The following is a 26667-nucleotide window of genomic DNA, read 5'->3' as shown; positions in this document are numbered from 1 at the left end:
GGCCTAACCACGGATAATGGCAATGGCTTCGCGCAGCCCGGCCTTGATGTCAGCATCATCTGACAGTGGCTCGATAATGGCTGCGGCCACAGCATTGTCAAAATCGACCCCCGCCATCAACAGGGTTGCACAATAAACCAGTAAACGGGTGGAAGCGGCTTCTTCCAGATCAATACCCGAAAGTTTGCGAATATTGCCTGCGATACGCACCAGTATTGCCGCACGATCGCGGTCAATGCCGGTTTCCCGCATGATGACGACTGTTTCGCTTTCGGGATCGGGGAAATCAAATTCCATCGCCAAAAAACGCTGCCGGGTAGAGGGCTTAAGCTGTTTTAACAGGTTCTGATAACCGGGGTTATACGACACCACCAGCATAAAGCCGGGCGGTGCCTGCAAAACTTCACCGGTACGATCAAGCGGCAAAATACGCCGGTCATCGGTTAACGGGTGCAACACCACGGTGACATCCTTGCGCGCCTCAACCACTTCATCGAGGTAACAAATGCCGCCGGTTCTCACCGCGCGGGTCAAGGGGCCATCGGCCCAAACCGTTTCCCCACCTTTGATTAAAAACCGCCCGGTCAAATCGGCAGCAGTTAAATCGTCGTGGCAGGACACAGTATAAAGTGGCACGCCCAGCCGGGCGGCCATGTGGCTGACAAAGCGGGTTTTGCCACAGCCGGTCGGCCCTTTAAGCAACAAGGGAAGTTGTTGGGCAAAAGCGGTTTCAAACAGGCGTTCTTCGTTGCCCGTTGCATGATAAAACGGAACATCATCCACAACAGGGCTTTCTTTATAGATAACAGACATTTGCATGTACCCGGCAAAACAGGAAGATCAAAAGATAACGACCGGTCCACACGTGAACCGGCCCTTATCCGCGACGTGTCTATGACCAAGGGGAGCATGGACGACGACACGTTGCCTTGACTTTGGTCACATTCCAGATTGGCGACCTGTCGCATTTGCCAACCGTTGGCGCGGTGCCACCACCAGCGACCATATGATCAGGGTGACACCTAACAAAACCACCACCCCGGCCCCAAGTCGCATCCAGTAGAACAACTGAATCTGGTCTTGCACTTCCATATAGGCCATGCCCAGAACACGTTGAAGATGAACCTGCACAATCCCGGCGAAGGTCAGGGTAAAGGTCATGAAAGCCATGCCGCTGGTCGTAATCCAGAAACCCCACATGTTAAGTTGCTGGTTGTAGGGCGCGCGCCCTCGCAAATACGGCAAGGCATAAGTAAAGATCGCCAGATTAAGCATCACATAGGCCCCGTAAAAGGCCAGATGCCCGTGTGCGGCGGTAATCTGGGTGCCGTGGCTGTAATAATTGATCGAGGAAATGGTGTGCATGAACCCCCACACCCCGGCTCCGAAAAATGCCATAACGGAACACCCCAGCGCCCACAGCAAGGCCGCCTTGTTGGGATGTTCGCGGCCCCCTTTCCACACCATGTAAAAACAGAACACGACCATGGCGAAAAACGGCACAATTTCCAATGTGGAAAACACATTGCCAATCCATTGCCAATAACCCGGTGTGCCGATCCACAAATAATGGTGGCCAGTCCCAAGGATGCCGGTAAACAGACTAAGCGACACCATGACATACAGCCATTTTTCGATCACCTCGCGGTCAACCCCGGTCATCTTGATCATCAGGAAGGCCAGGATAGAGGCCATGATCAGTTCCCAAACACCCTCGACCCACAGATGGACAACATACCACCAGTACATTTTATCGACGGCAAGGTTACCCGGATTGTAAAAGGCAAACAAAAACAGCAAGGCAACAAACCACAACCCGACAATCAGAACATTTGAAATCGCGGTTTTGCGGCCTTTAAGCAAAGTAAGCGTTGAATTGTACAGAAAGATCAGGGCGACAACGACAATCGCAACCTTGATCGGCAAGGGTTGTTCAAGAAATTCCCGGCCTTCGTGAATGCCCAGAATATAACAAACAACCGCCGCCAAAGCCGCCGCCATGAACAGCCAGAACTGAATGATCGCCAACCTGGGGCTGTGAATTTCCGTTTCACATTCTTCGGGCAGCAAATAATATGCCGCGCCAAAATACCCCATCAACAACCACACGATCAGTGCGTTGGTATGAATCATGCGGATAACGTTAAACGGCAAAAGTTCCGATAAGAAGTTTGGAAAAACATAAACTGTGCCCGCAACAACACCGAACAGAATTTGGGCTGCGAACAATGTCAGGGCACCATATATGTAATATAGTGCTACCTTTTGGGATTGATATTTCATTGTGGCCTCGTTTCCATCAGCATCACGTTATCCGGCCTCGTTTGGCGGCCAGCCCTGGGTGTTGATTTCGCTTGTCCATTTCAAAAAATCGACAAGTTCATCCAGCTCCTGATCTGACAGATTGAATTGTGGCATCTGGCGGCGGCCTTCGACGCCGCTGGGCTGGGATTGCATCCAGGCTTTTAAGGAATCACGCGCGCCTTCCGGGTCTTCCTTGCCGCCATACCGCACCCAGACATTGCCGAGTTCCGGGGCGAAGTAAGCCCCCTCGCCCAAAAGGGTATGGCAATTAATGCAGGCATGACGTTCCCAGATATGCTTGCCTGCCACAACAGACGGCGTCAGTTCATCCTCGTTGGTGGAGGTGGTGACGATGTAATTGTGACTTTGGAAAGTCAGCCCGAGAAAGATGACCAGGAAGAAGATCGTGCCGCCGTAGAAAATATTCCGCGCGGCGGATTTTGTCAGACGTTCCGACATGTGAACGGATCCTCACTCCGATTGAAATTTCGAAACCGTTCTGTCGCCAAAACGGTACTGTGAAATCATTTATCGGATAAGGATCTGACACCTTGACGATGGTCAAATGACTGATCGTGGCAGTCTACGGTGCCGTTACTAACCATCGCTTGATTGTTTTCATTACATAACAAACAAAAACCCCGCTGACCGGTTTTGGTCAACGGGGCTTTCACGTTACCGGTCCCACATAAAACACACCTGACACAGGCCTGTTCTAGCAGCAGCACAGAACAATTATTCAGGCACAGTCGCGGTTTCACCAATATCCCAGAACACACCCGCCATGATCTGCAAGGCTTCGCGGCTAAGCCCCTTTAAAATATGTTCATTTGGGGCATGCTGCGAACATGCGGCATAGGAATGCGGGATCCATACCGTGGGCATCCCCAAAATATAGGCAAATGTTTCATTGGGAAGCGACCCGCCCAGATTGGGCAGAATTGCCGGCGATTTTCCCGTCGTACGCATAATCGATTCCCGCGTCCATGACACCCAGGGATGGTCGGGATCCAGACGGGTTGCTTTGAAAAAGCCCTTCTCGGCCGGTACAATTTCGATGTCGGTGAAACCGTGCTGATCGAGATGACGGCGCAACGCAGGTAAAATATCATCAGGGTTGGTGCCGACAACATAACGCAACTGGCAATGGGCAATCGACCACGGCGCGATCGCATTTACCGGTTTTTCCGGGTTGCCACTTTTCATCGCCAGAATGGCAAAGCTGTTCCAGCCAAAAACCTTTTCAGCAAGGCTAAGGCTTTCTTCCCCCCAGTCGGGATCAATTTTGGGGCCGGTGGGGTTTTCGGTAATGGCACAATCTTTTAACGCCTTGCGCACGGGGTCGGTCAGGCTATCGGGCCGCCATTCGGGGATCTGGATTTGCCCGCGCACATCCGTGATTGTTGCCAGCGCATGCGACAGAACCATACCCGGGTCCTTGAGCAAACCTCCCCAGTTACCCGAATGGTGACCACCCTCGCGATATTTCAGCGACAGGGCAAAATTGATCGCCCCGCGTGATCCCATAAACATGGTCGGGCGATCCGCACTCAGGCGCGGCCCGTCTGACGCAATCAAAACATCGGCGGCAAACAGGTCCCTGTTTTGTTCAAACAGTTCCGCCAACCCCGGCGACCCTGTTTCCTCGCCGGTTTCAATGATCACTTTGCAGTTAAAACCAAGCCTTCCGCGTTCCTCAATAACAGCCCGCAAGGCAGCAAGATTAATGCAATGCTGCCCTTTGTTATCGGCTGTTCCGCGCCCGTAGATACGGTCACCTTCCACCGTGATTTTAAACGGGTTTAAACCTTCACGCCATTCACCTTCCTGTCCCAAAATCACATCGCCATGGCCATATGTCAGGATGGTAGGCAAATCGTCGCCTTCGTGGCGTTGTGCAAACAAAAAAGGGCCAAACCCGGTTTTTGGATTTTCGATCACACGGGTGGAAAATTCCATTCCGCGTAGCATCGGTATCATTTGCTCGTCCAGATAACGTTGCAATTGGTCCGAACGCGCCGGGTTCTGGCTTTCGCTGGGAATTTCCACAAGTGCCGTCAGCTCGCGAAGAAAATCTCCATCGTCAAAATATCGGGTAATACGCTCAATTGCCTGTTCACGGGTGGTCATATTCACTGTTTCCTTTTCTTATTTATGCTTTTCCGCCACCGCATCGCCCCATGGCGACATGATTTCGGTCGCGCCGTAATTCACATTCCCGGCCCGCTCAACCCCGGCAGGGCAGGCAAAGGCATAAGGAAACATCGTGCGTCGCGTAGTTACGGTTGGGTAATGCTGCTGTAATTGCGCAAGAATTTCATCGGGCAGGCTTTGGTCGGCAATAACAGTATCGCCGCCACTGCTGTCGATACGTTGCTGATGTATCGCCTCTTCCAGCGTCATGCCAAAGTCGGTCATAAAGGATGTCAGTTGCAAGATTGCGGGTAAAATCTTGCGTCCGCCCGAAGCCCCAATGGCAAAGCGTCGGCCATTCATCTCGCCCAGGGCCGGGCAAACATTCATCAGGCAGCGTTTCGACGGGGCCAGTGAGTTGGGTTTGTCCTTTTCCGGATCAAACCACAAAATGCCGTTATTCATCAAAAGCCCGCTTTGCGGCAACACAACCTTGGAGCCAAAAATTGACAACAAAGTTTGGGTAACCGCAACCATATTGCCATGACGATCGACCACACTGAAATGGGTGGTACAGGTCGGGGCGCGGTCGTCGTTAATATCCCCCATTTCACGCAGGCGACGATGATATGTTTTGCGCAACGCGTCGACATAGGCAAGATAGGCCTGCGCACCGGGTCGATCCCCGCTAAAGGTTTGCTGACCCAAAATTTCAAGGCATTCGGCCAGGTTCTCGCCAGCGGTTAAATGCGCAGGTGCAAACACCCTGCCGCCACGATAACTAACGTCCAGCGGAGACTGAATTTCAGCACGATAATCACGCAAATCCTGCGCGCTCAGGCACCCGCCAGCGTCCTGCACATCGGCAGCCATTTCGTGGGCAAGGTCCCCTTCATAAAATTCGCGCGGGCCCTTTTCCGCCAGGCGACGCAGCGTTCCTGCCATCGCGGACATATCAATGCGTTTGTCCGAAAGGGCAGTCCACCCTGCAATGGTCGGCCATTGACCATCTTCAAGATAGGTCTTTGCAGCGGCCGGATTTTTTGCCAGCTCACGGGTGCTCGAAGCAATAATCAGGGCAGCATACCAATCCACATGTAGACCTTCATCGGCAAACTTAACCGCCGGGCCTAGCAGGTCACGCCAGGCCAGCTTGCCAAATTTACCGTGGGCGGCTTCCATACCCGCCACCGTACCTGGCACTGCGATAGCGGTTGCACCAACCTGATTACGATCGTCAACCACATGCGACCAGGGGAACAAATCGCCCGCCTTGCCCTGCCCCGACAAAGGATAATCGGCCGGGTTAAGCCCTGCGGGCGACCGCATGCCAAAATATACCGTATAGGCGCGGTCTTCGTCGGCGCGGTAAACCATCATCGCGCCCCCGCCGGCAGGGCCGCTCATCCAGGGTTCAAGAACCCCCATGGCAAAGGATGTGGCAACAGCCGCATCAACCGCGTCGCCGCCCTCGGCAAGGATCGCGGCACCGGCTTCTGCACCTCGTTTGTGCTGGGCCGCAACGATCCCGCCATTGGCATTTCTGGTTGCGGGCTTGCGAATGATTTGAGAATTGGAAAAACTGTCCATTATCTATGCTTCTTGTTGGGCCAGATCATAAGGAAACGATAGTCTCGCCCCTAACTTTCGGCATAAAGGTGACATTCCACACGGCGAAGCTCTTCACGTAAACAGGGCGGTGCCGTTGTCGAACAAATATCCATTGCTTTCGCGCAGCGCGGGTGAAAATGGCACCCGCCGGGCGGATCAATCGGGTTGGGATAAACTGCGCCCAGATGATTTTCGGGAACCCCCAAAAACGGGTCGGGTGTCAGCACTGATTCCAGCAAGGCGGAACTATAGGGATGGCGCGGTTCGGCAAATAACGGGGCCGCCGCTGATTCCTCGACCACCCGGCCAAGATACATCACCGCAACCCGGGTCGCGAGATGTTCGATTACCGCAAGGTTATGGCTGATAAACAAATAAGTCAGGCCAAGTTCATTCCGTAAATCAACCAGAAGATTAAGAATTTGCGACTGCACCGACACATCAAGCGCGGATGTCGGCTCGTCACAAATGACGATCTCGGGTTTCATGATCAGGGCACGCGCAATGGCGACACGCTGGCGTTGCCCCCCGGAAAGCTGATTGGGGAAACTGCGTAAAACGCGCTTGGGCAAACCAACAAAATCAAGGATATCAGTCGTTTTTTTGTCCCATTCACGGGCATTGCCAATTTTATGCACCCGCAATGGCAGGGAAATGATATCGGCAATACTTTTGCGCGGGTTCAACGAAGAATACGGGTCCTGAAAAATCGGCTGAATACGGCGCGCCAGATACGAACGATCCTGTGTGCCGATATCTTGTCCATCAACCAGAACCTGACCGTGGGTCGGTTTCTCAAGACCAAGAAGAATACGCGCAAGCGTGCTTTTGCCACAGCCGGACTCCCCAACCAGGCCAAGAACTTCACCTTTGTTCAAACGCAAATCAACTTCGTTAACCGCCTTTAACGGCTTGCGTTTGCCAAACATGCCCTGCCTGATCGAGAAAATCTTTGAAACGTTTTTCAGTTCAAGAACAGCTGTTTCATGAGAGGAGGTCATAGGCGGCCCTCGCTTTGGCTGGCGGTGTTGATCTCGCCAGACGCCGAAAATTGCGTTTGACTGTTGTCATGCACACACCGGTAAAGGTGACCTTCAACACTGGCACGTTCGGGAATGTCATGCGCGCAGGCATCAATCGCAACATCGCACCGCCCGCGAAAGGCACAGCCCTGTGTCTTGCCAATCAGCGAAGGAACAATACCGGGAATTGACCCCAAATGTTCACCAGGTTTGGTTTTGCCCGGCACCGGAATACAACGTAACAAGCCACGGGTATAAGGGTGCTGTGGTGCCGTAAACACGTCCTTTGAACTGCCCGATTCAATCACCTCGCCCGCATACATAATGGCCACTTTGTCGGCAACGCGGGCAACAACGCCCAGATCATGGGTGATCAAAATCATCGCCATGTTCATTTCGCGCTGCAAATCGACCAGCAATCGCAAAATTTGCGCCTGGATCGTCACGTCAAGGGCGGTTGTGGGTTCATCCGCAATGATCAGGTCAGGTTCGGCCATTAACGCCATTGCGATCATCACGCGCTGGCGCAACCCGCCGGATAATTGATGGGGGTATTGTTCCAGCCGGCTGGCCGCTGCCGTAATGCCAACTTTTTCCAGCAATTCAATCGCGCGTGCCTCGGCTGCCTTCCGCCCCACCTTGCGGTGAAGCAACAATGCCTCGGTCAACTGATCGCCTATGGTGTAAGCAGGGTTAAGCGACGTCATCGGTTCCTGAAAAATCATCGAAATCCGGTCGCCGCGCAAACTGCGCATCTGCCGGTTTTTTGCCGATGACAAATCAATACCGGAAAATTCAAGCTTGTCGGCCCGGCGCTGGGCCATCTTGGGCAAAAGCCCCATAATCGCCAACGACGTTAGCGATTTACCACTGCCAGATTCCCCAACGATACACAGGGTTTCCCCACGGGCGAGATCAAAATTCAGGCCCCGAACGGCATGAAGTGTTCCACCAGCCAGCGGAATATCAACCCTGAGATCGCGTACAGAGAGAATATTATCCATTGCTTCTCTCCTTTCCTTAATTGCGGTTTTCCGGGGCGGAGACATCGCGCAGGCCATCGCCCAGCAGATTAATCACCAACACCAGAACAAACAGCGCCACACCTGGAATGGCGATCAGCCACGGTTCAAACAGCAGCATCTTTTTACCTTCCGCTACCATCAACCCCCATGACGGGGTTGGTGGCTGCACACCCAGCCCCAAAAAGGAAAGGGCGGCTTCAAGCAGGATCGCGTGCGCCATTTCCAGCGTAACAACCACAATCAGACTGTTAACGATGTTGGGCATAATTTCGCTAAAGACGATGCGTGAGGTCGAACAACCAATTGCGCGTGCCGCATTGACATATTCCATAGACCGCAATTGCTGGGTCGAAGACCGCATCACCACCGCAAACCGGTCCCACAACAAAAGCCCCAGCACCAGAATGACGACCTGAAGCGATCCGCCGAAAACGGCAACCACAGCCAAGGCCACCAGAACCACCGGCATCGCAAGGCGCACATTGATGATAAAGGTCACCACGGTATCGACCTTGCCACCGAAATAACCTGCTGCAACCCCCATCAGGGTGCCAATCAGGCCGGAAATCAGGGCTGCAACGCCGCCAATCAACAGTGAAATACGGGCGCCATAAATCAAACGCGACAAATAATCACGGCCCAGATGATCGGTACCTAGCGGGTGGTCCCACGTGCCTTTGTCAAACCAGACAGGCGGTTGCATCCGCGCCAGCAGGTTTTGGCTATATGGATCATGCGGGGCAAGGACAGGTGCCAGCAGGGCCACAATGCAAATTGCCGCCAAAACCACGCCCCCGAACATCAGCCCGCGATGGCCGAAAATGCGCCCGCGCAGGACCTGCCCCGGTGTTGGACCACTAAGGGCAGCCTCGACGGTTTCAATTGTTTTTGCCATGTCAGCCCACCCTCATGCGCGGGTCAAGCCACGCATTCAACAAATCGGAAAGGAAGGTAAAAACGATATAGAACAGCGCGAAAATCAGGATCAGGGCCTGCACGGTCGGCAAATCGTTACGCCCGATAGATTCCCAGGCCAGATACCCCGCCCCGTGCAGGGCAAAGATCGATTCAACCACAATTGATCCACCCAGCATGAACCCCATCTGTACAGCCGACAGGCTAACCACCGGGATGATGGCATTGCGAAGCGCGTGTTTGAACATAACCCGCATTTCACTTGCCCCTTTGGCCCGTGCCGTACGCACGTAATCCGCACTTAAAACATCGAGCATACCGGCGCGTGTCAGGCGCATAATGGCGGGCATCGCGTAATAGCCCAGCACCACGGTTGGCATGACGAAATTCTGCCAACCATCTGTGCCCGAGGGCGGCAGCAGCCGAAACTTGATGCTAAAAATCACCACCAGAACCAGGCCAAACCAGAAACTGGGCATGGCCTGCCCCATGACCGAAATAAACAGAGCAACCCGATCAATCATGCTGTTGGGACGGACGGCGGCGGCAACCCCCAAAGGCACAGCCGTCAGAATGGCAAAGGTAATGCCACAAATGCCAAGTGTCATCGTGATCGATAACCGGTCGCCTATCAGTTGGGCAACAGGCAGTTGAAAGTAATAACTTTCACCAAAATCACCCCGAAGCGCACTAAAAAGCCAGTCAGCATATTGCACGATCAATGGCCGGTCGAACCCGTAAAAGGCGCGAATGGCCGCAATGTCTGCATCGGTAGCGGACTCTCCGGCAATTGCCGAAGCCGGATCCCCCGAAAGATGCAGTAAGGTAAAACTTAGCATCGAGACGGCAAGGGCAACCAATATGGCCAACCCCAGCCTTTTGAGTGTGTAAATCAACACCGTCCGTACCCCGTTTCTGGTTACCGGAAGTTTATTTCCAGCTCATCTGGAAGAACCGCGGAATAGCGTCCGTGGTTGGCGTGTAATCCAGATCCTTGGTGAAGACGTAATTGGCGTTATAGGAGAACAAGGGCACCCAATAAGCCTGATCGGCAATCTTCTTGAAGGCCTTGGCGTAATATTCCTTACGCTTTTCAGGGTCGATCGAGCTATCGGCTACGTCCAGCCATTTCTTGATTTCTTCGTCACGGGCGGTATCAAGCGACCCGAGTTTGAAGAACTGGCTAACAATTGCCGATGCATCATTGATCGAATAGGACCCCCACGTCTGGAAAGACATCGGCGTACCCTGCTTCATGCGCAATTCACGCAGTGCCGAATATTGCAAAAGTTTGAAATTGGTTTTGATACCAACCGCATTAAGGTAATTCGCAAGGGCTTCGGCATATTCGCGATCCCGATAGGCATAAAAATCGATGGTGAAACCATCGGGATATCCGGCCTCGGCCAGAAGTTCCTTGGCCTTCTCGGGATCATAATCGTATTTGGTGACATCGTCGGTGCAGCCAAACTGGGTGGGGAAACAGGCGGCGTCAACAACCTTGGATTTCCCTTTAAGCAACCCATCAACAATGGCCTGGCGGTCAATAGCATGGGCAACCGCACGACGCACACGTACATCGGTCATCGGGTTTTTCTCGCCGGTGCGGCCGGCGGCATCCATGTCGATATAGCCAATGCGCATCGTGCTTTCATTGGCAACGGTGAACTGGTCCATTTCTTTAAGTTTTTCAGCCTGATCGGCCGGAACCTGCCAGATCCAGTCCAGGCCGCCGCTAAACAGTTCGGCAGCTTCGGTATTGATGTCGGGGATGGTGCGAATATCAAGATGGCCGATTTTCGGCTGCCCCTTGGGGCTGTCCTTAAAGTAGCCATCAAATTTTTCCAGCACGAAATGCTTGCCCGGTTCTACCGACACAACCTTGTAGGGGCCGGTGCCAACCGGGTTCTGGCCCATGCCGCTGGGGCCAACCTTGGCATAATATTCGTGCGGGTAAATCGGAACCGGGCCGGAAAGATATTCAAATGCAGCCGGGAACGGTGCCTTCAGGTGCAGGCGAACCTTGTAATCATCCAGCTTTTCCGCACTTTTCATCCAGTTGACGTTTCGCTGGGTTTTCACCCCATGCGCCGGGTCAACAACCCAGTTTACGGTGTAAACAACGTCATCAGCCGTAAAATCAGCCCCGTTATGGAACTTCACCCCCTTGCGCAGGTCCAGATCAAGGGTGACGTCATCAACCCATTTCCAGTCTGTTGCAAGGTTGCCCTTGTATTCGCCCGTTTCCGGATCGCGATACAACAGGCTGTCCCACACGGTACGCTGCATGATCACCCCTTCGCGGGATGAATTGAAGTAACCGTCAACGTTTTCAAGTTCTTTGGTGAACGAAATGTTAAGCGTGTCGTCTGCTTTACCGGCAAGGGCAGAACCCGAGGCAGCCAGCATCGTTAGGGCGAAAAGACTCGCCCCCTTAAGAACCGTCTTCATGATGCCTCCATGACATATATGTTTTTTGGTGACGGCGTTGTTCGCCGAAACATTTTGTATTATATTGTAATACAGATTACTGTATACCAATCAACGATAAGAAGCCTTGCGTTATGTGTCAAGCATCCTCGGCATGTAAAACGGCAAGCATTGGGGGAAGTTCAACATGACAGATCGCGAAAAACCGCGCCAAAACACGCTTTATGTATCGTCACTGGAAAAAGGATTGCGCATTCTCGAGGTCTTTTCGGAAGACAGGCTGGAGCTTGGCCTTTCCGAAATTGCACGCGAAACAGCCCTGGACAAAAGTGCAGCACAGCGTTTTGTGAATACGTTGCATCAATTGGGTTATCTGGAAAAAAATGCCGAAACCCGCCGCTATCGGCCGTCGCTTAAATATCTCGACATGGCCTATGCCTATTTATGGTCGGATAACCTTGTACAGCTTGCCATGCCGCGCCTGATTGAGCTTAGCCGACAGATCCAGCAAACCATCAACATGGCCCGCCCGATTGATCAACACATTATGTATGTGGTGCGCATTCCCGGTTATCGCACCAGTTACGGGGCATCGGTTATTGGTCGGCGGGTTCCCGCCCTAACCGCCTCGTCCGGCCGCGTTATCCTCAGCCGTCGTGACGAGGAAACAATCACCAAATGCGTTAACGAGTGGCCGCTGAAACAATACACACCCTGGACCACACTGGATCGCGGGAAAATCCTGGAAAGCATAATGACGTCTCGCGACAAAGGTTATTGCATGAGCGAACGCGAAGTACTGCCCGACGAAATCAATATCGCCGCCCCGGTTTGTACGCTTGACGGAACGCCCGTTGCGGCAATCCACTGCTCACTTCCTGTTATCCGCTGGACACGTGAAAAGGCGGAAGCCGAAATTGTCCCACATATCGTCGAAACCGCACGGTCAATTTCACCTCCGCGCTAAAAAACGGGGACGGGCACAACACGCCAATTAAAAAAACCGCTTCCTCGCATTACGCGATGTTTGAATCCGCTGTTGATAAACATCGGTTATTGGTCAGGGAATTGCCCGCGCGGCGAAAAATCAATCCATCGCTAGATGGAGATGGACCCCAAACTTTATTACATCGGACATTTATGTCCGGGCTTCGGATTATTGGTTCTACTACCGGGCGATAACGTTCGTATTACCGGGGTGCGGTACCGAACCCGCGCAGCTTTTCCCGAAGAAAGTCGCCCAGAACATTCACCGCCGGAATTGACGACATCCTCCCGGATAAATTGGTCACGGGATTGATCGACCAAACCTGCCTGGTGCTTCCGGCAAAATTCCGAAACAGACACATGTTCCTCTGCCCAACACAGACTCACAACGGTCCGTACTTGGTTAAAGCCAGTCGTCTTCGTCAAAATCTCCTTGTTTATTCAGCCCGGAAAAATTCGATTTTTGAAATTTATCATCCGCAAATAAGTTCACGTAACAGTAGAAAACACAATATCCGGAACCACCATAATCCACATATCATACTGAATTAATTCATTAAAATTCATGTTTTTATTTTTGACACCTTTGCCTTGACAAAAGTCAGAGACTCTGGGAAATTTCATTTGTCAGACACTAACTAACAAATGTCAGGCCAATTAGGACTCACAAAAACGAGAGTCCAAGGTGGGAGGAAAATATGGGTCAGCTTTTGCTCGAAGCCACGGGCTTCCAAAAAGCGTTTAATGGCGTTCCCGCGCTTAAGGACGGGCGTTTCTCCCTGAAGGCGGGGTCCGTTCACGCGCTTTGTGGCGGGAATGGTGCCGGGAAATCCACTTTCCTCAAAATTCTGATGGGCATCCATCTGCGGGATGCCGGCGTTCTTAAGCGCAATGGCAAAGAAGTGGTTTTTGATGACCCTTCCGTCGCATTGGCAAACGGAATTTCGATTATTGAACAGGAACTCAGCCCTGTTCCGTCGATGTCGGTGGCTGAAAACATCTATCTGGGCCGCGAGCCAACCGGTTTTCTGGGATGTATCGATTTCAAGGCCATGAATGCGCAAGCGCAGGAATTGCTGGATGGCTTCAATTTTGGCATTCGTGCCGATACCCTGATGATGGATCTGACGGTAGCGCAAACCCAGCTTGTCGAGATCGCCAAGGCCCTGAGTTACAATGCCGAAGTCATCATTATGGATGAGCCAACCTCGGCCCTGGGTGAAGCGGAAGCCGACCAGCTTTTTGCAGCAATCGAAACCCTTAAATCGCACCAGAAGGGCGTGATTTATGTCAGCCATCGACTGTCTGAAATTTTTACGATCTGCGACAGCTATACCGTCCTTCGCGATGGCAGCTTTGTCGAAGCCGGTACGCTTGAGGATATTGATAAGGACCGCCTGATCAACCTTATTGTCGGCCGTCCCCTGGTTGAAGAATTCATCAAGGAAAATCGCGCCCAGGACCATGATGTTCTGCGTGTTACGGACCTTCGTGCCGATCACAATGTACGCGACGTCAATTTCACGCTCCGCAAGGGTGAAATTCTTGCCCTTTACGGGTTGATGGGATCGGGACGTTCCGAAATATTTGACCGCCTTTTTGGTTTATCCGACGAAACGACCGGTAACATCATGATTGAAGGGAAGCCCATCAAAATTGATGATCCCAAAGCCGCCATCGCAGCGGGCCTGGCTTATGTGACCGAAGACCGCAAGGGCTCCGGGCTGGTTTTAAGCGGCGATGTACGGGAAAATCTGTGCCTGGCGACACTCGATAAAATGTCGCCCTCCGGCATGATGAACAGTCGTGCCGAGGCAGCGGCGGCGAGCGGCATGATCGACAAGCTGAAAATCAAAACCGCATCAGACCGGCTGGGCGTATCGAACCTTTCAGGTGGCAATCAGCAAAAAGTGGTTCTGGGCAAATGGTTTTTGACGGACCCGACGATCCTGTTGCTGGACGAACCGACACGCGGCGTCGATGTTGGCGCAAAACGCGAAATTTACCGGGTCATGTCTGATTTCGCCAGTAAAGGCGGCAGCATCATCATGATTTCATCCGAAACCGACGAGGTTTTGGGCATGGCTGACCGGGTCATCGTTATGCGCGATGGCCGCGTCGCCGGCGAAGTTGATCGGGCCGAAATGTCGGCTGAAAAATTACTGCATCTGGCTGCGTAGGGGCGTTGCGCCCCCGTCAAGGCATTGAAAATGCCAACAGCCCCGATGTACGAAAGGGAGAAATATCTTGGAACCGCAAATCAAGGGCAACGCACCGGCAGGTGTGGCGCAAAAATACACGTTGTCGGATCGCCTCGGATCCCAGGCACAACGATACGGTATTCTGATTGCGCTTGTGGTGCTTTGTATTGTTTTGTCCATTGTCAGCGACAATTTTCTAAGCTCGCGAAATATCATCAACGTATTACGCCAAACCTCGATCAACGGGATTTTGGCAATCGGGATGACCTTTGTCATTCTCACACGCGGCATTGACCTTTCGGTCGGTTCCGTCGTTGCGCTGGCAGGAGTTGTTTCGGCCAGTTTTGCGACGACATCGGCTTCGGGCTTTATTCCCGGCTCACCTTACATGCCGTTAATTCCGCTGGTCATCGGCGTGCTAACGGGTGTTGCAATGGGGGCTTTATCGGGTATTGCCGTTGCACGCTATGCCGTACCGGCATTTGTTGCAACACTGGGCATGTTATCAGCGGCACGCGGCCTTACGCTGATTTATGCCGGTGGGCGCCCTATTCCGGCCCTGACCGATGGTTACCGCTGGATGGGAACGGGCGATATTATCGGCATTCCGATACCGATCATTCTGTTCGCCCTGGTCTTTATCGTTTCTCATTTCGTCCTGACCCGAACCCGCTTTGGCCGACACATCTATGCCGTTGGCGGGAACCCCCATGCGGCCAAGGTCTCGGGGCTTTCGGTCAACCGTATCCGGTTTTGCGTTTACCTGATTTCGGGTGCCCTGGCGGGCATCGCCGGAATGGTATTGGCCGCACGCACAGGCTCTGCCTTGCCCCAGGCCGGTGTTGCCTATGAACTGGACGCAATTGCCGCCGTGGTAATTGGCGGAACCAGCCTGGCCGGTGGCGTTGGTCGGGTCAGCGGCACCGTAATCGGGGCCCTTCTCATCGGCGTGATGAATAATGGCCTCGATCTGCTCGGCGTCGAATCCTACTACCAGCAGGTTATCAAAGGCGGACTTATCGTCGCTGCGGTGATGCTGGACCGCTCGCGCCGAACCGAGAGCTGATAACCGCTCTCATCCAAATCGCTTCCGACAAAAACTGTTTCAATCAGCCGGAAGCCATCTTTCCGAAAAGAATGTCATTCAGGGAGGAACCAACATGACATTTCGCAAACTTACCACAACTGTCAGTGCCCTTGTAATCGGCCTGTCATTGGCCGCAGCATCCACCGCTGCCAGCGCAAAGGATGGGGCGATCAAAATTGGCGCTGCCGTTTACGGGCTGAACGCCGAATTCATGCAGCTTTGGGCGGATGCGGCCGAAAACCACCCGGCGGTAAAATCCGGTCTTGTCGATTTGACGGTGTTTGACGGGCGCTACGACGCACTTGTCCAGCAAGACCAGTTTGAAACCATGATCACCCAGGGTTACGACGCCATTGTTTTTGTTCCGATCGACATTGATGCCGGTGCAACCGCCGTTGAACTTGCCCACGAAGCAGGCATCCCGGTCGTTGGATCGAACACGATGGTCAACAGCAAACTTCTTACCGCCTATGTCGGTTCCGACGATGTCCAGGCTGGCTATATGGAAGCAAAATCCGTTTTGGACAAAATGGACTGCAAGGGCAGTGTCGTGATTCTCGAAGGGCCGATTGGTCAGTCCGCCCAGATCCAGCGTGGCGAAGGCAACAAAAAGGCCTTGGCTGAATGCCCCGATGTCAGCGTTCTTGAACAACAGACGGCCAACTGGTCCCGTGCGGAAGCACAAAGCCTGATGGAAAACTGGATTACCTCGCATGGTTCGGAGATCAAAGGTGTGATCGCCCAGAATGACGAAATGGCGCTTGGCGCAATTGAGGCAATTAAATCCGCCGGCCTGAATGTCAAAGACTTTGCCATTGCCGGTGTCGACGGGGTGACCGATGCCCTTCATGCCGTCAAGGAAGGAAATATGGATTCCATCCTGCAAGATGGTGCCGCCCAGGCCCAAGGGGCGATCGACGTTGCGATCAAAGCAGTCAAACCCGACTATAAACCCATGTCGGAAATCTGGAAGCAGTATCCCGAGATGACCTGGGAAGACGGTAAAAAGTCTGAATACAACGTGCCCTGGACCCCGGTAACGCTCCAAAATGTTGATGCGCTGCTCGCCAAGCGCAAATGACACTGATTTGAATTCTGCGCGCCCGGTCGCACATCACGCCCGGGCGATGCAGGACGTAATAGGCGTTATCCCGTTTGAAGAAAAGGACCGGTTATGGCTGAACCTCTGGATTTTTCGCTGGCAGGCAAGACTGCTATTGTTACAGGTGCCGCATCCGGTATTGGCGCGGCCATCGCAGAAGCCTACGCTGCCCAGGGCGCGCGCGTGGCCCTGCTGGACATGAATGTCGAGGCAGCCACAAAGAAAGCCGAGGCGCTGGGAAACGGTGCCATGGCATTTGCCTGCAATGTTACTGATGCCACCAGCATCAATGATGCCGTCAATGCTGTGAATGACAGCTTTGGAAGCATCGATATTCTTGTAAATTCTGCCGGAATTGTCGATTTGGCCCCGGCCGAGGAATTATCGCAAACAGCATGGCAACGCACACTTGATGTAAACCTTACAGGAAGTTTTCTGATCGCACAGGCGGTTGGCAACATCATGATCAAGGCCGGCCGTGGTGGACGCATTATCAACCTGGCATCCCAGGCGGGCTCTGTTGCGATTGATGGCCATGTTGCCTATTGCGCTTCCAAATTTGCCATTGTCGGTGTGACCAAGACCCTTGCACTCGAATGGGGCAAGCACGGCATTACCGTAAACTGCATTTCCCCGACCGTGGTTCTCACCGAGCTTGGCCGCAAGGCATGGGATGGCCCCAAGGGCGATGCGATGAAGGCGCAAATTCCCTCTGGCCGCTTTGCCGAACCCGAAGAAATTGCCGCTTCCGCCGTCTTTCTGGCCTCGGATGGCGCTGCAATGATTAACGGTGCCGATCTGCTCGTAGATGGCGGATATACTGTAAAATAATGAACGATCAGAATGATTTGAAAGGGAACACGTTGGCCATGCAGCGATTCATCAACGATCCCGACGATATCGTCGACGAAACCGTCGCGGGCTTTGTCAAAGCCCATCGTGACCTGGTCCGCAAAGACCCCGAAAACCCCCGGGTTGTCGTGTCGCGCTTTGCCCCGCAAGAGGGGAAGGTCGGCATCGTAACGGGCGGCGGGTCCGGGCATGAACCTGCCTTTGTTGGTTATGTTGGCCAAAACATGGTTGATGCCGTCGCCATCGGCGAACTGTTTTCCTCGCCAACGGCAAAAAGTTTCGCAGATGCCATTCGTGCGGCAGATGGCGGTGCTGGTGTTGCAGTTTTGTACGGCAATTATGCGGGCGACAATATGAATGTTCGCATGGCCGGCGAAATGGTCGCACCCGAAGGCATCGATGTTGCCACCGTGGTTGCAAACGACGATGTTTGCTCGGCCCCGGTTGATGAACGCGAAAAACGCCGGGGTGTCGCCGGCGAGATTTTTATGTGGAAAATCGGTGGCGCCAAGGCCGCCCTTGGCGGATCACTGGCTGAAGTCAAGAACGCCGCACAAACGGCCATTGATGCCTGCCGTTCCGTCGGCGTCGGACTGGGCCCCTGCACCCTGCCCGCGCTGGGACATCCGAATTTCCAGATCGAAGCCGGGACAATGGAAGTCGGCATTGGGCATCACGGGGAACCCGGGGCGCGTGTTGAACCGCTTAAATCCGCCGATGCCGTGGCCGACGATATGGTCAAGATCGTGCTTGACGATCATAATCTGCCCGAGGGCACCGAGGTTGCCGTTCTGGTGTCCGGTCTCGGTGCCACGCCGGTAAATGAACTTTATGTGCTTTATGACCGCATTGAAGTTGGCCTCGAAAAGGCCGGGTTGCAAGTGCATCGCGCCTTTGTCGGCAATTATTTCACCTCGCTTGAAATGGTCGGGGCCACCCTTACAGTCATGGCGCTAACCGATGAGCTGAAATCCCTGCTTGACGTCAGTTGCGCCTCCCCTGGGATGACCCTGCCTGGCGATATCACCGCGCCGATTGGCAAAATTGGCACCCGTCGGCGTCAGGGGCAGGCGGCACAACGCAGCAATCTTTCCGTATTACGCGCCCCCGAAGCGGTAAGGTCGGAAAAGCTTGATCTGACCACCGCATCAGGCATTGTCGAGGAACTGGCCGCCGTCATTGTTGCCAATAAAACCCATCTTTCCGACATCGATGGACTGATCGGTGATGGCGATCACGGCATCAACATGGCAAAGGGCTTTGGCCGTGCCGCTGACCAGATTGCGGGAAAAAATCTCCCGCTTTCTGACGCATTCGAAAAACTGTCAGATGTGTTGATGTCCGAGATTGGCGGGTCAATGGGCCCCCTTTACGGGTTTGTCTTCCGCAACATGTCTTTGTCGATTGAAGACCGCACTGCCATTGATGCAGACGGAATTTCGGCCATGCTCAATGCCGGTCTTCAGGGGGCACGTTCTACCGGGGGGGCAAAAATCGGCGACAAAACCCTGATTGACTGTTTCGTCCCCGCTGTGGAGGCCTTTGAGGCGAGCAAAAACCAGGGCATTGTACCCGCCTTGTCCGCCATGAGCGCGGCCGCCGAAAAAGGCCGCGACAGTACGGTTGATATGGTAGCAAAACTCGGTCGTGCGGCGCGTCTGGGTGAACGATCCCGCGGGGTTCTGGATGCGGGCGCGACATCGTGCTGTTTGATCCTGAATGAACTGGCCGCCGCGATCTCGCGGCGTCTGACATCGGCTTGATGCAAAGGGCCCTTCCTGTTTGCAGGCGGGGCCCTTCGTCTTTGTGACAAAGACTTGCTCCCAACAGGACGGGCATGCGATAAATGCCGACCATGCAAACATTTACACGCCACGACCTCGCTTCTTTATTTCGCAGCTTCGCCGCTCGTATGTTTGACGAGCGCGCCCGCCTAGGTATGCTTGATGGTGAAATTGGCGATGCGGATCATGGTGTGGCAATGGCCGGCGGCTTTGAAGCAGCAGCAAAATCTCTTGTTGAAACCGATGATGGCAGCCAAACGCTGGGCGAAGGTTTTTCGCTGGCGGCGAATGCGCTTTTAAATGCGGTGGGGGCCACGACTGGTCCGCTTTATGCCAGCGCCCTTTTGCGCGTGGGTGCCCTGTTTGGCGATGTCAGGGAAGTGCCGTTTGAACGTCTGCCCGAAATCATCATTGCCATGTGCGAAGGCATTAAAAAAAGAGGACACGGCAAACCGGGTGATAAAACCATGATCGATGCCTGGTCTCCGGCGTCGCATGCGGTTCGCCTCGGGCTGGAACAGGGTATGGGAACACTCGATATTCTTAAACATGCCGCCCGGAAAGCCGACGAAGGAGCCACCGCAACACGTGCCATGATGGCAGCCCGCGGGCGTGCAGCGCGTCTCGGTCCCCGTAGCATCGGGCATCTGGACCCCGGTGCGGTTTCTGCTGCCGCCCTGATCGATGCCCTGGCAACATGGGCTGAATTTGCTGCATCAAAGGACATTTCATGAGCGCGCGGAAACCGCAACGCGCCTCAAACAGTTCCGCGAATGTGCGTCCGCCCTTGCGATTCGGCGACGACCTGCTGCTATGGGCGGCCTGGCTCTATTATGAAGAAGGCCTGACCCAGGGCGAAATCGCCGATCATATGGGGGTTTCGCGGCCATCGGTGAACGCCTATCTGGCCGATGCCCGTGTACGGGGCATCGTCAATATCGAAATTGACCCCGAACGTTTTCGTGCCCTGAGCATCGCGCGCGACCTGCAAGAACATTTCGGGCTTGACGACTGTTTTGTCATTCCGTCGACCGGAAGTGACAGCCCGCTGGTCAACCGCCTGGGGGCTGCCGCGGCCCAGGTTCTGTCCCGCATCACGCGTTCGGGCGATACAATCGCCGTGACATGGGGCCGCACCATGCTGGCGATGGCACAACATCTTGAAATACGATCGCTGCAGGATTTGCGCGTCATTCAGGCCACCGGCGGTACGACGGCAAAAATCGCCTGGACACCCGAAGCCTGTGCAACGCGGCTTGCCGACGCAATTGGCGCGCGCTGTATTCCTTTGTCCGCCCCGGCAATTGTATCCTCGCCGGAAATGCGGGACCTTCTGGTCCGCGAGGCCGTCCTTTCCGAACAAATGGAGGTCCTTGCCGAGGCCAACCGCATCGTTTTGGGGATTTCGTCGCTGCGCCCTGAAAGCACCATTCATACAAGCGGTTTTTTTGACGGCATCGCGATGCACGAGCATTACCACGATGCCGTGGGCAGCATTGCCGGACGGCTGATTTCGGCCACCGGACAGCCTGTTGACGGACCACTGGCAGGACGGGTCATCGGTATCGGCCTTGATCAGATTCTGGCGATCCGCAGTCGGATTGGTGTTGCAGGCGGCATGGACAAGGTGCAGGCGATACTGGCGGCGTTACGGGGCGGCTATGTCAATGTCATGGTGACTGATTTTGACACCGCACGCGCCATTTTAACATCCGAAGGTGTTGAAGGCGGGCGACGGCGGGCAGCAGAAACATCCACAGCGGCCCTGCCCGAACGAACCCAGATCAAGAAATTCCTCAATCGCCCCAAAGACGCGGTTGATGAAAGCATCGCCGGTGCCTTGCTGGCGCATGAAAAATGCCTTGCTCCCATTGCGGGCACAACACGGGCCCTGCGCGCAATTGACGGACCCAGAGACGGCAAAGTCGGCCTGGTTATCGGGGGTGGTTCAGGTCATGAACCCGGCTTTCTGGGATATGTCGGTCGCGGCTTGGCCGATGCTGTCGCAATCGGCAATGTGTTTGCATCCCCTCCGCCCGACCCCATCCTGGCCGCAACGCTGGCGGCCAATGGCGGCGCTGGTGTCCTGCACATCTTTGGTAATTTTTCCGGCGATCTGATGAATTTCGAGATGGCCGCCGAAATGGCAAAAGCGCGGGGCGTGCCCGTCAAAACAGTGGTCACGACAGACGATGTCGCCTCCGCGCCAGTCGATGCCCGCGCGGCGCGCCGTGGTGTGGCGGGCAATGTGTTTGTTTTCAAAATCGCTGGCGCGGCCTGTGATCGTATGTTGCCGCTCGAAACATGTGCGGCACTTGCCCAGCGTGCAAACGAACGCTGTTACACAATGGGCGTTGCCCTGGAGCCTGGTGCCTCGCTGGATACCCGGCGCCCGAGTTTTGTTCTCGGACCCGATGATATGGAAATAGGGGTTGGTGTTCACGGCGAACCCGGCATTGCGCGTGTACATGTTGCATCCGCCGACGAAACAGCTGACTTGATTGCTGACCGTCTTCTTGATGAAATGCGCCCCGCTGAAGGGGATGAAGTGGCTTTGCTGGTCAATTCGCTTGGCAGCACACCTCATATGGAGCTTTATATTCTTAACCGTCGTTTACGGGAAAGGCTCAAGGCCCGCCGGGTCAAGGCCCATGTCACACTGATTGGTCACTACTATACATCATTAGATATGGCCGGGGTTTCCGTCACCATGATGCACCTGGACCCGGAATTAAAAACGCTACTTGATCATCCTTGCAGCAGTCCGGCTATTACGATCGCTTAAGGCTACATTGTAGACTGTCCGTCAATGTTTAGTCTTTGCTTGCACAAGGCTTCATCCAAAAGTTAATTCCGCAGTATGATCCAGGCGAGCTTAGCAAACTCTCTCCGTAAACTGGCAGGTCAGTGTCGGGGCGTGGCGCACGTTTAGGGCGATACCGTACATTGGATCGGTCCACTTATAGGGTGGAACCGCCGTGGCGTTCGCTCAAGTCATGCTCTCGTGTGACTAAGTAAATCGATATCCAACACCCGGTTCATTTTCAATAAATTTGGGATTCAAAGGGTCATCTCCCAATTTTTGGCGTAAATGACCTATGTAAATACGCAAATAATGCGTTTCCTTTTCATGAGCTGGCCCCCATATCTCTCGCAATATTTGCTGATGGGTCACAATCCGCCCGGCATTGCGCGCCAGTAATGCCAGTAACGCGAATTCTTTTTTCGTCAGTTTCAGTTCGTTATCGGCCAAAAACACCTTGTGCCCGGCCAGATCAATTCTCAGATCGCCCGAAACAATCTCGCTGCTGGCGGCCTCGTCAGACTTCCGACCCCGCAATGTCGCCCGCACCCGTGCAATCAATTCGGCAATGCCAAAGGGCTTTGTCACATAATCATTGGCACCATTGTCAAGGGCGCTCACCTTTTCATCTTCGCTGGATCGGACGGACAGCACAATAATCGGCACGTCGCTCCATTGCCGTATTTCCTGCAAAACCGTCTGGCCGTCCAAATCGGGTAATCCAAGATCAAGGATAACAAGCTGCGGCGTTTCAAGGGCGCATTTTTCAATGCCGGACTGGCCATTTTCCGCCTCGACCACGCCATATCCTTGGGCCCCAAGGCTTATTCGCAGAAATTTGCGAATTTGCGGTTCGTCATCAATTATCAGAATTTTGACCTTGTCACTCACTTTGGTTTTTATCCCCAATATTAACGGCGGATTGCGGCATATCCTCGTCCTCTATTGTATCCATGCCCGGCATTGCCGTTACCGGCAGGGTGATTGCAATCGTCGTGCCCTGCCCTTGCAAATTTTCAAGTGCAACAATGTTTCCACCATGCGCTTCGACAAATCCACGGCAAATCGACAGCCCCAGCCCCGTTCCCGCTAGTTGATGGTCGCCGGCACGAACGCGATAAAATACATCAAACACCGCCTGCCGGTCAGCCGGGGGGATACCGCTGCCATTATCGGAAATGGCGAACCTGACCCCGGCCTTTTCCACAGTAACGTCAATCGATATTTTACCTTCAGGTGTCGTGTGTTTAACGGCGTTATCCAGCACGTTAAACAAAACCTGCTCCATCAAGACAGGGTCGATAAAAAGAGCTGGCACATAAGGCGCGACATTGACATCAAAGTTTCGGGTCGCCGAAAATTTGCGGATATGACGGAGGGCACGACCGATAATTTCTGCCACATCGCACCATTCCTTTTTCGGTTGCAACGCGCCATATCCCAGCCGGGTCATATCCAGAAGGTTCTGAACAAAGCGGTTCAAACGCTCGCTTTCCTCAAGAATTGTCGTGGTTAGCTGTCGCCGGTCATCTTCAGTCAACGCCTTGTCATAACCCGACAACGCAGTCGCGGAACCAATGATGGACACCAAAGGTGTGCGCAAATCATGCGACACAGAAGACAACAATGCCGCACGAAGTTGTTCCGTCTCGGTTAACAGGCGCGCTTCTTCAATATCGGTTGCAAGGCGGGTGCGTTCCACGGCAACCGCCACCTGGTCCACCAGTGCTTCCAATAACCGGCGTTGTGACGGACCCAGGACACGCTCGCGCTGGTCAAACCTCACACCCAACAGCCCAAACGGATGCTGCGGTGTGTTTACGGGCATGAAAAGCCACTCGGCAGCTGGCAGCGTATTGGACTGCCAGCCCGCCGGCTTCATATGATCCCACGCCCATTCAGCCGCTCCCCAGTCCTTGTGGCCCAACTGATCCTCGGGTGGGTATGCTGCGGTAATTTCCAGTGATCCATTTTTTCCCGGCTGCAGAACCATCGACTGGCAATTCAGGGTCGCGGCGACATGGTGAACCGCCGCCCACAACACATCATCAAGCGAGGCTGCAGCCGCAATTTTGCGGCTGAAATCATAGAGATTGGCCGTGCGTTTGGCGCTGATTTTCATGGCATCAACCTGCAATCTCAACCGCCCGGCCAGATTGCCGACAATGACAGAAACAATCAGGAAAAAGACAATGGTAATCAACTGTTCCTGATGAAACACCGACAAGGAATAATAAGGAACGGTGAAAAAGAAATTATAGGAAATAAAAGACAACACACTGGCAGCAATCGACGGCCACATGCCACAACGTATGGCGCTGGCCAAAACCGCAAGCAGGTAAACAAGCGATAAATTGCCGAAAGGCAGGTATCTGTCCGCGCCCAGGGCCGCAATCGTGGCAACCACCACGCTTGAGACAACCCATATCAGCGCCTGCCTGTAGCCCCCTTTGCGTTCTCGTAACACACGTGCGGGCCGTTGATCGGATTGATCGGTGCTGTCCTCGGCAATAACGGTAACATCAAAACCATCAGCGTTTTCCAGCAGCTTTTGTGTCACGTTTTCCTGGAAAATACCGATAAAACGGCGACGCCTGCGTCGACCGATCAGCAGACGTGTCACGTTCCGTTCGGCAGCCAGGGCAGCAATTTCGCGCGCCAGATGTGCCTCTGCCTGCATGGTGATGATTTCCGCCCCCAATTGTTCGGCCATTTGCAAAGCCTGGGCAACACCGTCTTTCTGGGCATTCGTCAGCCGGTCATCGCGCGGGGTTTCAACATGCACGGCAATCCACGGTATACGCTGGCGTTCGGCCATGCGCTTTGCGGTTCGTACCAGCTTTTTGGCAACCGGGCTTTCATTCAGGCACACCATCAGCCGTTCCTGGGTGGGCCAGGGCCCGCTGACCGCATGGGTTCGCATATATTCAAGCATTTGCGCATCAATGCGTTCGGCGGCAATCCGCATTGCAAGTTCGCGCAGGGCTGTCAGGTTACCCTTGCTGAAAAAATGCCGCAGGGCGCGCCCGACCTGCTCAATAACGTAAACTTTTCCGTCACGCAGGCGTTGCAGCAAATCTTCCGGTGACAGGTCAATCAGTTCGATTTCGTCGGCTTTTTCCAGAAAACTGTCGGGCAGGGTTTCACGCACGCGCACCTTGGAAATGCGCGCGACAATATCGTTCAGGCTTTCAAGATGCTGAATATTCAGCGTGGTATAGACATTGATACCGGCATCAAGCAGTTCATCAATATCCTGATAGCGTTTGTCATGGCGGCTGCCCGGTACATTTGTATGCGCCAGTTCATCCACCAGGGCAATTTCGGGTTTGCGCCAGATAATTGCATCAATATCCATTTCCCCGAAAACCCGCCCACGATGCAAAAGACGTTTGCGCGGCAGGGTTTCCAGCCCGCGCAGCAGGTTTTCGGTTTCGATCCGGCCATGGGTTTCAACAATGCCGACAATAACGTCCCGCCCTTCTTTCCGCCTTTCCTGTGCGGCCTGAAGCATGGCGTAGGTCTTTCCGACACCAGGATAGGCGCCCAGAAAAATCTTTAATTTACCCCGCTGATCCGTGCGGGTCTGCTCCAGCAGGGCTTCAGGAAAAGGACGGTCCACGTCGTCAGTCATGATGCGATGATCAAAGCCTTTTCTATTTATTCTCTGATATCAGAACCTTTGGCGAATGGCGCGGATAAAGCGCCGACAAAAAACCGGGCGATTAGATGGTGCAGCCATAATGCCCGCAACTGTTAGGCCGAACGCCACACTTTTTCCAGCCGTTTACCGGGCCGCCCATCGGCCGCCCGGTAAACGATATTGTCAATGTTGCACATCGGTTCAGGACGACATGCCATCCAGCGCCATATTCAACATCAGGACATTGACGCGAGGTTCGCCCAACAATCCAAATGTTCTGCGCTGGATATGCGTAGTCACCAGTTCCTCCAGATCGCTGCCCCGCATATTGCGGGCTTTTGCCACCCGTTCAATCTGAAACCGGGCACTTTCAGGCGAAATATCGGGGTCAAGCCCACTGCCCGACGCGGTTACCAGATCAATCGGCACCGGGCGATTGCCATTTTCGGCCGACAAATCCATCGCGCGGGCACGAATATCCTTGACCAGTTCCCGGCTTGTCGGTGCCAAATTGGAACCACCGGAATTATCGCCTTCATACCCTGCCCCGGCATAGGAAGGACGGGCATGAAAATAGCGATCACTTCCAAACTTTTGACCGATCAAACGTGAGCCGATCACAACACCATCCTTTTCAATCAGGCTGCCATTTGCCTGATCGGGGAACAGAACCTGGCTTACCCCGGTTATGGCCAGCGGATAGGCGATCCCGGTCAATACAGTCATAACCGCAATCATCGCGATTGCAGGACGCAACAAATTCAACAT

General features: G+C 54.0%; 21 protein-coding genes. 8 read left to right on the top strand and 13 right to left on the bottom strand.

Annotated features, from left to right (window positions below):
* Positions 1-3 precede the first annotated feature (3 nt).
* The 10 genes from J4E05_RS17055 to J4E05_RS17010 form a co-directional block, all read right to left on the bottom strand.
* A complete protein-coding gene (locus J4E05_RS17055; RefSeq protein ID WP_349597946.1) occupies positions 4-813 on the bottom strand; it encodes a CbbQ/NirQ/NorQ/GpvN family protein in 810 nt (269 codons plus the stop codon).
* A gap of 126 nt (positions 814-939) precedes the next feature.
* Positions 940-2283, bottom strand: coding sequence for a cbb3-type cytochrome c oxidase subunit I (locus J4E05_RS17050; RefSeq protein ID WP_349597943.1), 1344 nt, complete (start codon positions 2281-2283; stop codon positions 940-942).
* A 27-nt stretch (positions 2284-2310) separates the two neighbouring features.
* The gene (locus J4E05_RS17045) at positions 2311-2763 is read right to left on the bottom strand and encodes a c-type cytochrome (protein ID WP_085593111.1); all 453 of its coding nucleotides are present in this window, start codon (positions 2761-2763) and stop codon (positions 2311-2313) included.
* Between the two features lie 276 nt (positions 2764-3039).
* On the bottom strand, positions 3040-4434 hold the full coding sequence (locus J4E05_RS17040; RefSeq protein WP_349597939.1) for a M20 family metallopeptidase: 1395 nt from the start codon (positions 4432-4434) through the stop codon (positions 3040-3042).
* A gap of 18 nt (positions 4435-4452) precedes the next feature.
* On the bottom strand, positions 4453-6027 hold the full coding sequence (locus J4E05_RS17035; RefSeq protein ID WP_349597936.1) for a gamma-glutamyltransferase family protein: 1575 nt from the start codon (positions 6025-6027) through the stop codon (positions 4453-4455).
* 50 nt (positions 6028-6077) lie between these two features.
* Entirely contained in the window at positions 6078-7049 is a 972-nt protein-coding gene (locus J4E05_RS17030; RefSeq protein ID WP_349597933.1) for an ABC transporter ATP-binding protein, read from the bottom strand.
* Positions 7046-8074: an ABC transporter ATP-binding protein gene (locus tag J4E05_RS17025; RefSeq protein ID WP_349597931.1), complete on the bottom strand. Its 1029-nt coding sequence runs from the start codon at positions 8072-8074 to the stop codon at positions 7046-7048. The genes J4E05_RS17030 and J4E05_RS17025 overlap by 4 nt, the downstream gene beginning before the upstream one ends.
* Before the next feature lie 16 nt (positions 8075-8090).
* Positions 8091-8990, bottom strand: a complete 900-nt coding sequence (locus J4E05_RS17020; RefSeq protein WP_085593120.1) for an ABC transporter permease — start codon at positions 8988-8990, stop codon at positions 8091-8093.
* A 1-nt stretch (position 8991) separates the two neighbouring features.
* Complete coding sequence (locus tag J4E05_RS17015; protein ID WP_085593121.1) at positions 8992-9909, bottom strand: ABC transporter permease; 918 nt, start codon at positions 9907-9909, stop codon at positions 8992-8994.
* 31 nt (positions 9910-9940) lie between these two features.
* Positions 9941-11461 carry an ABC transporter substrate-binding protein gene (locus tag J4E05_RS17010; protein WP_349597926.1) on the bottom strand — a complete coding sequence of 507 codons (1521 nt, stop codon included), beginning with the start codon at positions 11459-11461 and terminating at the stop codon, positions 9941-9943.
* 166 nt (positions 11462-11627) lie between these two features.
* Between J4E05_RS17010 and J4E05_RS17005 the strand changes: the two genes are divergently transcribed.
* The 8 genes from J4E05_RS17005 to J4E05_RS16970 all read left to right on the top strand — a co-directional run bounded on the left by J4E05_RS17005 (position 11628) and on the right by J4E05_RS16970 (position 22238).
* A complete protein-coding gene (locus J4E05_RS17005; RefSeq protein WP_349597924.1) occupies positions 11628-12407 on the top strand; it encodes an IclR family transcriptional regulator in 780 nt (259 codons plus the stop codon).
* A gap of 718 nt (positions 12408-13125) precedes the next feature.
* A complete protein-coding gene (locus J4E05_RS17000; protein WP_349597921.1) occupies positions 13126-14607 on the top strand; it encodes a sugar ABC transporter ATP-binding protein in 1482 nt (493 codons plus the stop codon).
* A gap of 67 nt (positions 14608-14674) precedes the next feature.
* On the top strand, positions 14675-15694 hold the full coding sequence (locus J4E05_RS16995) for an ABC transporter permease (RefSeq protein ID WP_349597918.1): 1020 nt from the start codon (positions 14675-14677) through the stop codon (positions 15692-15694).
* Between the two features lie 94 nt (positions 15695-15788).
* Positions 15789-16796, top strand: coding sequence for a substrate-binding domain-containing protein (locus J4E05_RS16990; RefSeq protein WP_349597915.1), 1008 nt, complete (start codon positions 15789-15791; stop codon positions 16794-16796).
* A gap of 93 nt (positions 16797-16889) precedes the next feature.
* Entirely contained in the window at positions 16890-17648 is a 759-nt protein-coding gene (locus J4E05_RS16985) for a GolD/DthD family dehydrogenase (RefSeq protein WP_349597912.1), read from the top strand.
* A 38-nt stretch (positions 17649-17686) separates the two neighbouring features.
* The gene (dhaL, locus tag J4E05_RS16980) at positions 17687-19432 is read left to right on the top strand and encodes a dihydroxyacetone kinase subunit DhaL (protein ID WP_349597909.1); all 1746 of its coding nucleotides are present in this window, start codon (positions 17687-17689) and stop codon (positions 19430-19432) included.
* An 83-nt stretch (positions 19433-19515) separates the two neighbouring features.
* A complete protein-coding gene (dhaL, locus tag J4E05_RS16975) occupies positions 19516-20187 on the top strand; it encodes a dihydroxyacetone kinase subunit DhaL (RefSeq protein ID WP_349597906.1) in 672 nt (223 codons plus the stop codon).
* Positions 20184-22238 carry a bifunctional sugar-binding transcriptional regulator/dihydroxyacetone kinase subunit DhaK gene (locus J4E05_RS16970; RefSeq protein WP_349597903.1) on the top strand — a complete coding sequence of 685 codons (2055 nt, stop codon included), beginning with the start codon at positions 20184-20186 and terminating at the stop codon, positions 22236-22238. Before dhaL (J4E05_RS16975) ends, J4E05_RS16970 begins: the two co-directional genes overlap by 4 nt.
* Positions 22239-22463: 225 nt before the next feature.
* Here the strand turns inward: J4E05_RS16970 and J4E05_RS16965 are convergent, their stop codons facing one another.
* The 3 genes from J4E05_RS16965 to kdpC all read right to left on the bottom strand — a co-directional run bounded on the left by J4E05_RS16965 (position 22464) and on the right by kdpC (position 26667).
* Positions 22464-23147 (bottom strand): response regulator, encoded by a 684-nt coding sequence (locus tag J4E05_RS16965; protein ID WP_085595643.1) that lies wholly within the window; start codon positions 23145-23147, stop codon positions 22464-22466.
* Positions 23140-25890: an ATP-binding protein gene (locus J4E05_RS16960; RefSeq protein WP_349597900.1), complete on the bottom strand. Its 2751-nt coding sequence runs from the start codon at positions 25888-25890 to the stop codon at positions 23140-23142. The genes J4E05_RS16965 and J4E05_RS16960 overlap by 8 nt, the downstream gene beginning before the upstream one ends.
* A 210-nt stretch (positions 25891-26100) precedes the next feature.
* Positions 26101-26667 (bottom strand): potassium-transporting ATPase subunit KdpC, encoded by a 567-nt coding sequence (gene kdpC, locus J4E05_RS16955; protein ID WP_349597897.1) that lies wholly within the window; start codon positions 26665-26667, stop codon positions 26101-26103.

This window comes from Thalassospira sp. NFXS8 (assembly GCF_040148805.1).
Classification (GTDB): Bacteria; Pseudomonadota; Alphaproteobacteria; order Rhodospirillales; family Thalassospiraceae; genus Thalassospira.
Note: the sequence above shows the minus strand (reverse complement) of the source record. Positions and strands in the feature narration are given on the sequence as shown.

Coding starts and splice junctions, on each gene's coding strand:
- J4E05_RS16960 (WP_349597900.1), bottom strand. CDS start 25,890: ATGACTGACGACGTGGACCGTCCTTTTCCTGAAGCCCTGCTGGAGCAG.
- dhaL (WP_349597906.1), top strand. CDS start 19,516: ATGCCGACCATGCAAACATTTACACGCCACGACCTCGCTTCTTTATTT.
- J4E05_RS17020 (WP_085593120.1), bottom strand. CDS start 8,990: ATGGCAAAAACAATTGAAACCGTCGAGGCTGCCCTTAGTGGTCCAACA.
- J4E05_RS16990 (WP_349597915.1), top strand. CDS start 15,789: ATGACATTTCGCAAACTTACCACAACTGTCAGTGCCCTTGTAATCGGC.
- J4E05_RS17050 (WP_349597943.1), bottom strand. CDS start 2,283: ATGAAATATCAATCCCAAAAGGTAGCACTATATTACATATATGGTGCC.
- J4E05_RS17000 (WP_349597921.1), top strand. CDS start 13,126: ATGGGTCAGCTTTTGCTCGAAGCCACGGGCTTCCAAAAAGCGTTTAAT.
- J4E05_RS17010 (WP_349597926.1), bottom strand. CDS start 11,461: ATGAAGACGGTTCTTAAGGGGGCGAGTCTTTTCGCCCTAACGATGCTG.
- dhaL (WP_349597909.1), top strand. CDS start 17,687: ATGCAGCGATTCATCAACGATCCCGACGATATCGTCGACGAAACCGTC.
- J4E05_RS16985 (WP_349597912.1), top strand. CDS start 16,890: ATGGCTGAACCTCTGGATTTTTCGCTGGCAGGCAAGACTGCTATTGTT.
- J4E05_RS17030 (WP_349597933.1), bottom strand. CDS start 7,049: ATGACCTCCTCTCATGAAACAGCTGTTCTTGAACTGAAAAACGTTTCA.
- J4E05_RS17045 (WP_085593111.1), bottom strand. CDS start 2,763: ATGTCGGAACGTCTGACAAAATCCGCCGCGCGGAATATTTTCTACGGC.
- J4E05_RS17025 (WP_349597931.1), bottom strand. CDS start 8,074: ATGGATAATATTCTCTCTGTACGCGATCTCAGGGTTGATATTCCGCTG.
- J4E05_RS17055 (WP_349597946.1), bottom strand. CDS start 813: ATGTCTGTTATCTATAAAGAAAGCCCTGTTGTGGATGATGTTCCGTTT.
- J4E05_RS17035 (WP_349597936.1), bottom strand. CDS start 6,027: ATGGACAGTTTTTCCAATTCTCAAATCATTCGCAAGCCCGCAACCAGA.
- J4E05_RS16970 (WP_349597903.1), top strand. CDS start 20,184: ATGAGCGCGCGGAAACCGCAACGCGCCTCAAACAGTTCCGCGAATGTG.
- kdpC (WP_349597897.1), bottom strand. CDS start 26,667: ATGTTGAATTTGTTGCGTCCTGCAATCGCGATGATTGCGGTTATGACT.
- J4E05_RS17005 (WP_349597924.1), top strand. CDS start 11,628: ATGACAGATCGCGAAAAACCGCGCCAAAACACGCTTTATGTATCGTCA.
- J4E05_RS17040 (WP_349597939.1), bottom strand. CDS start 4,434: ATGACCACCCGTGAACAGGCAATTGAGCGTATTACCCGATATTTTGAC.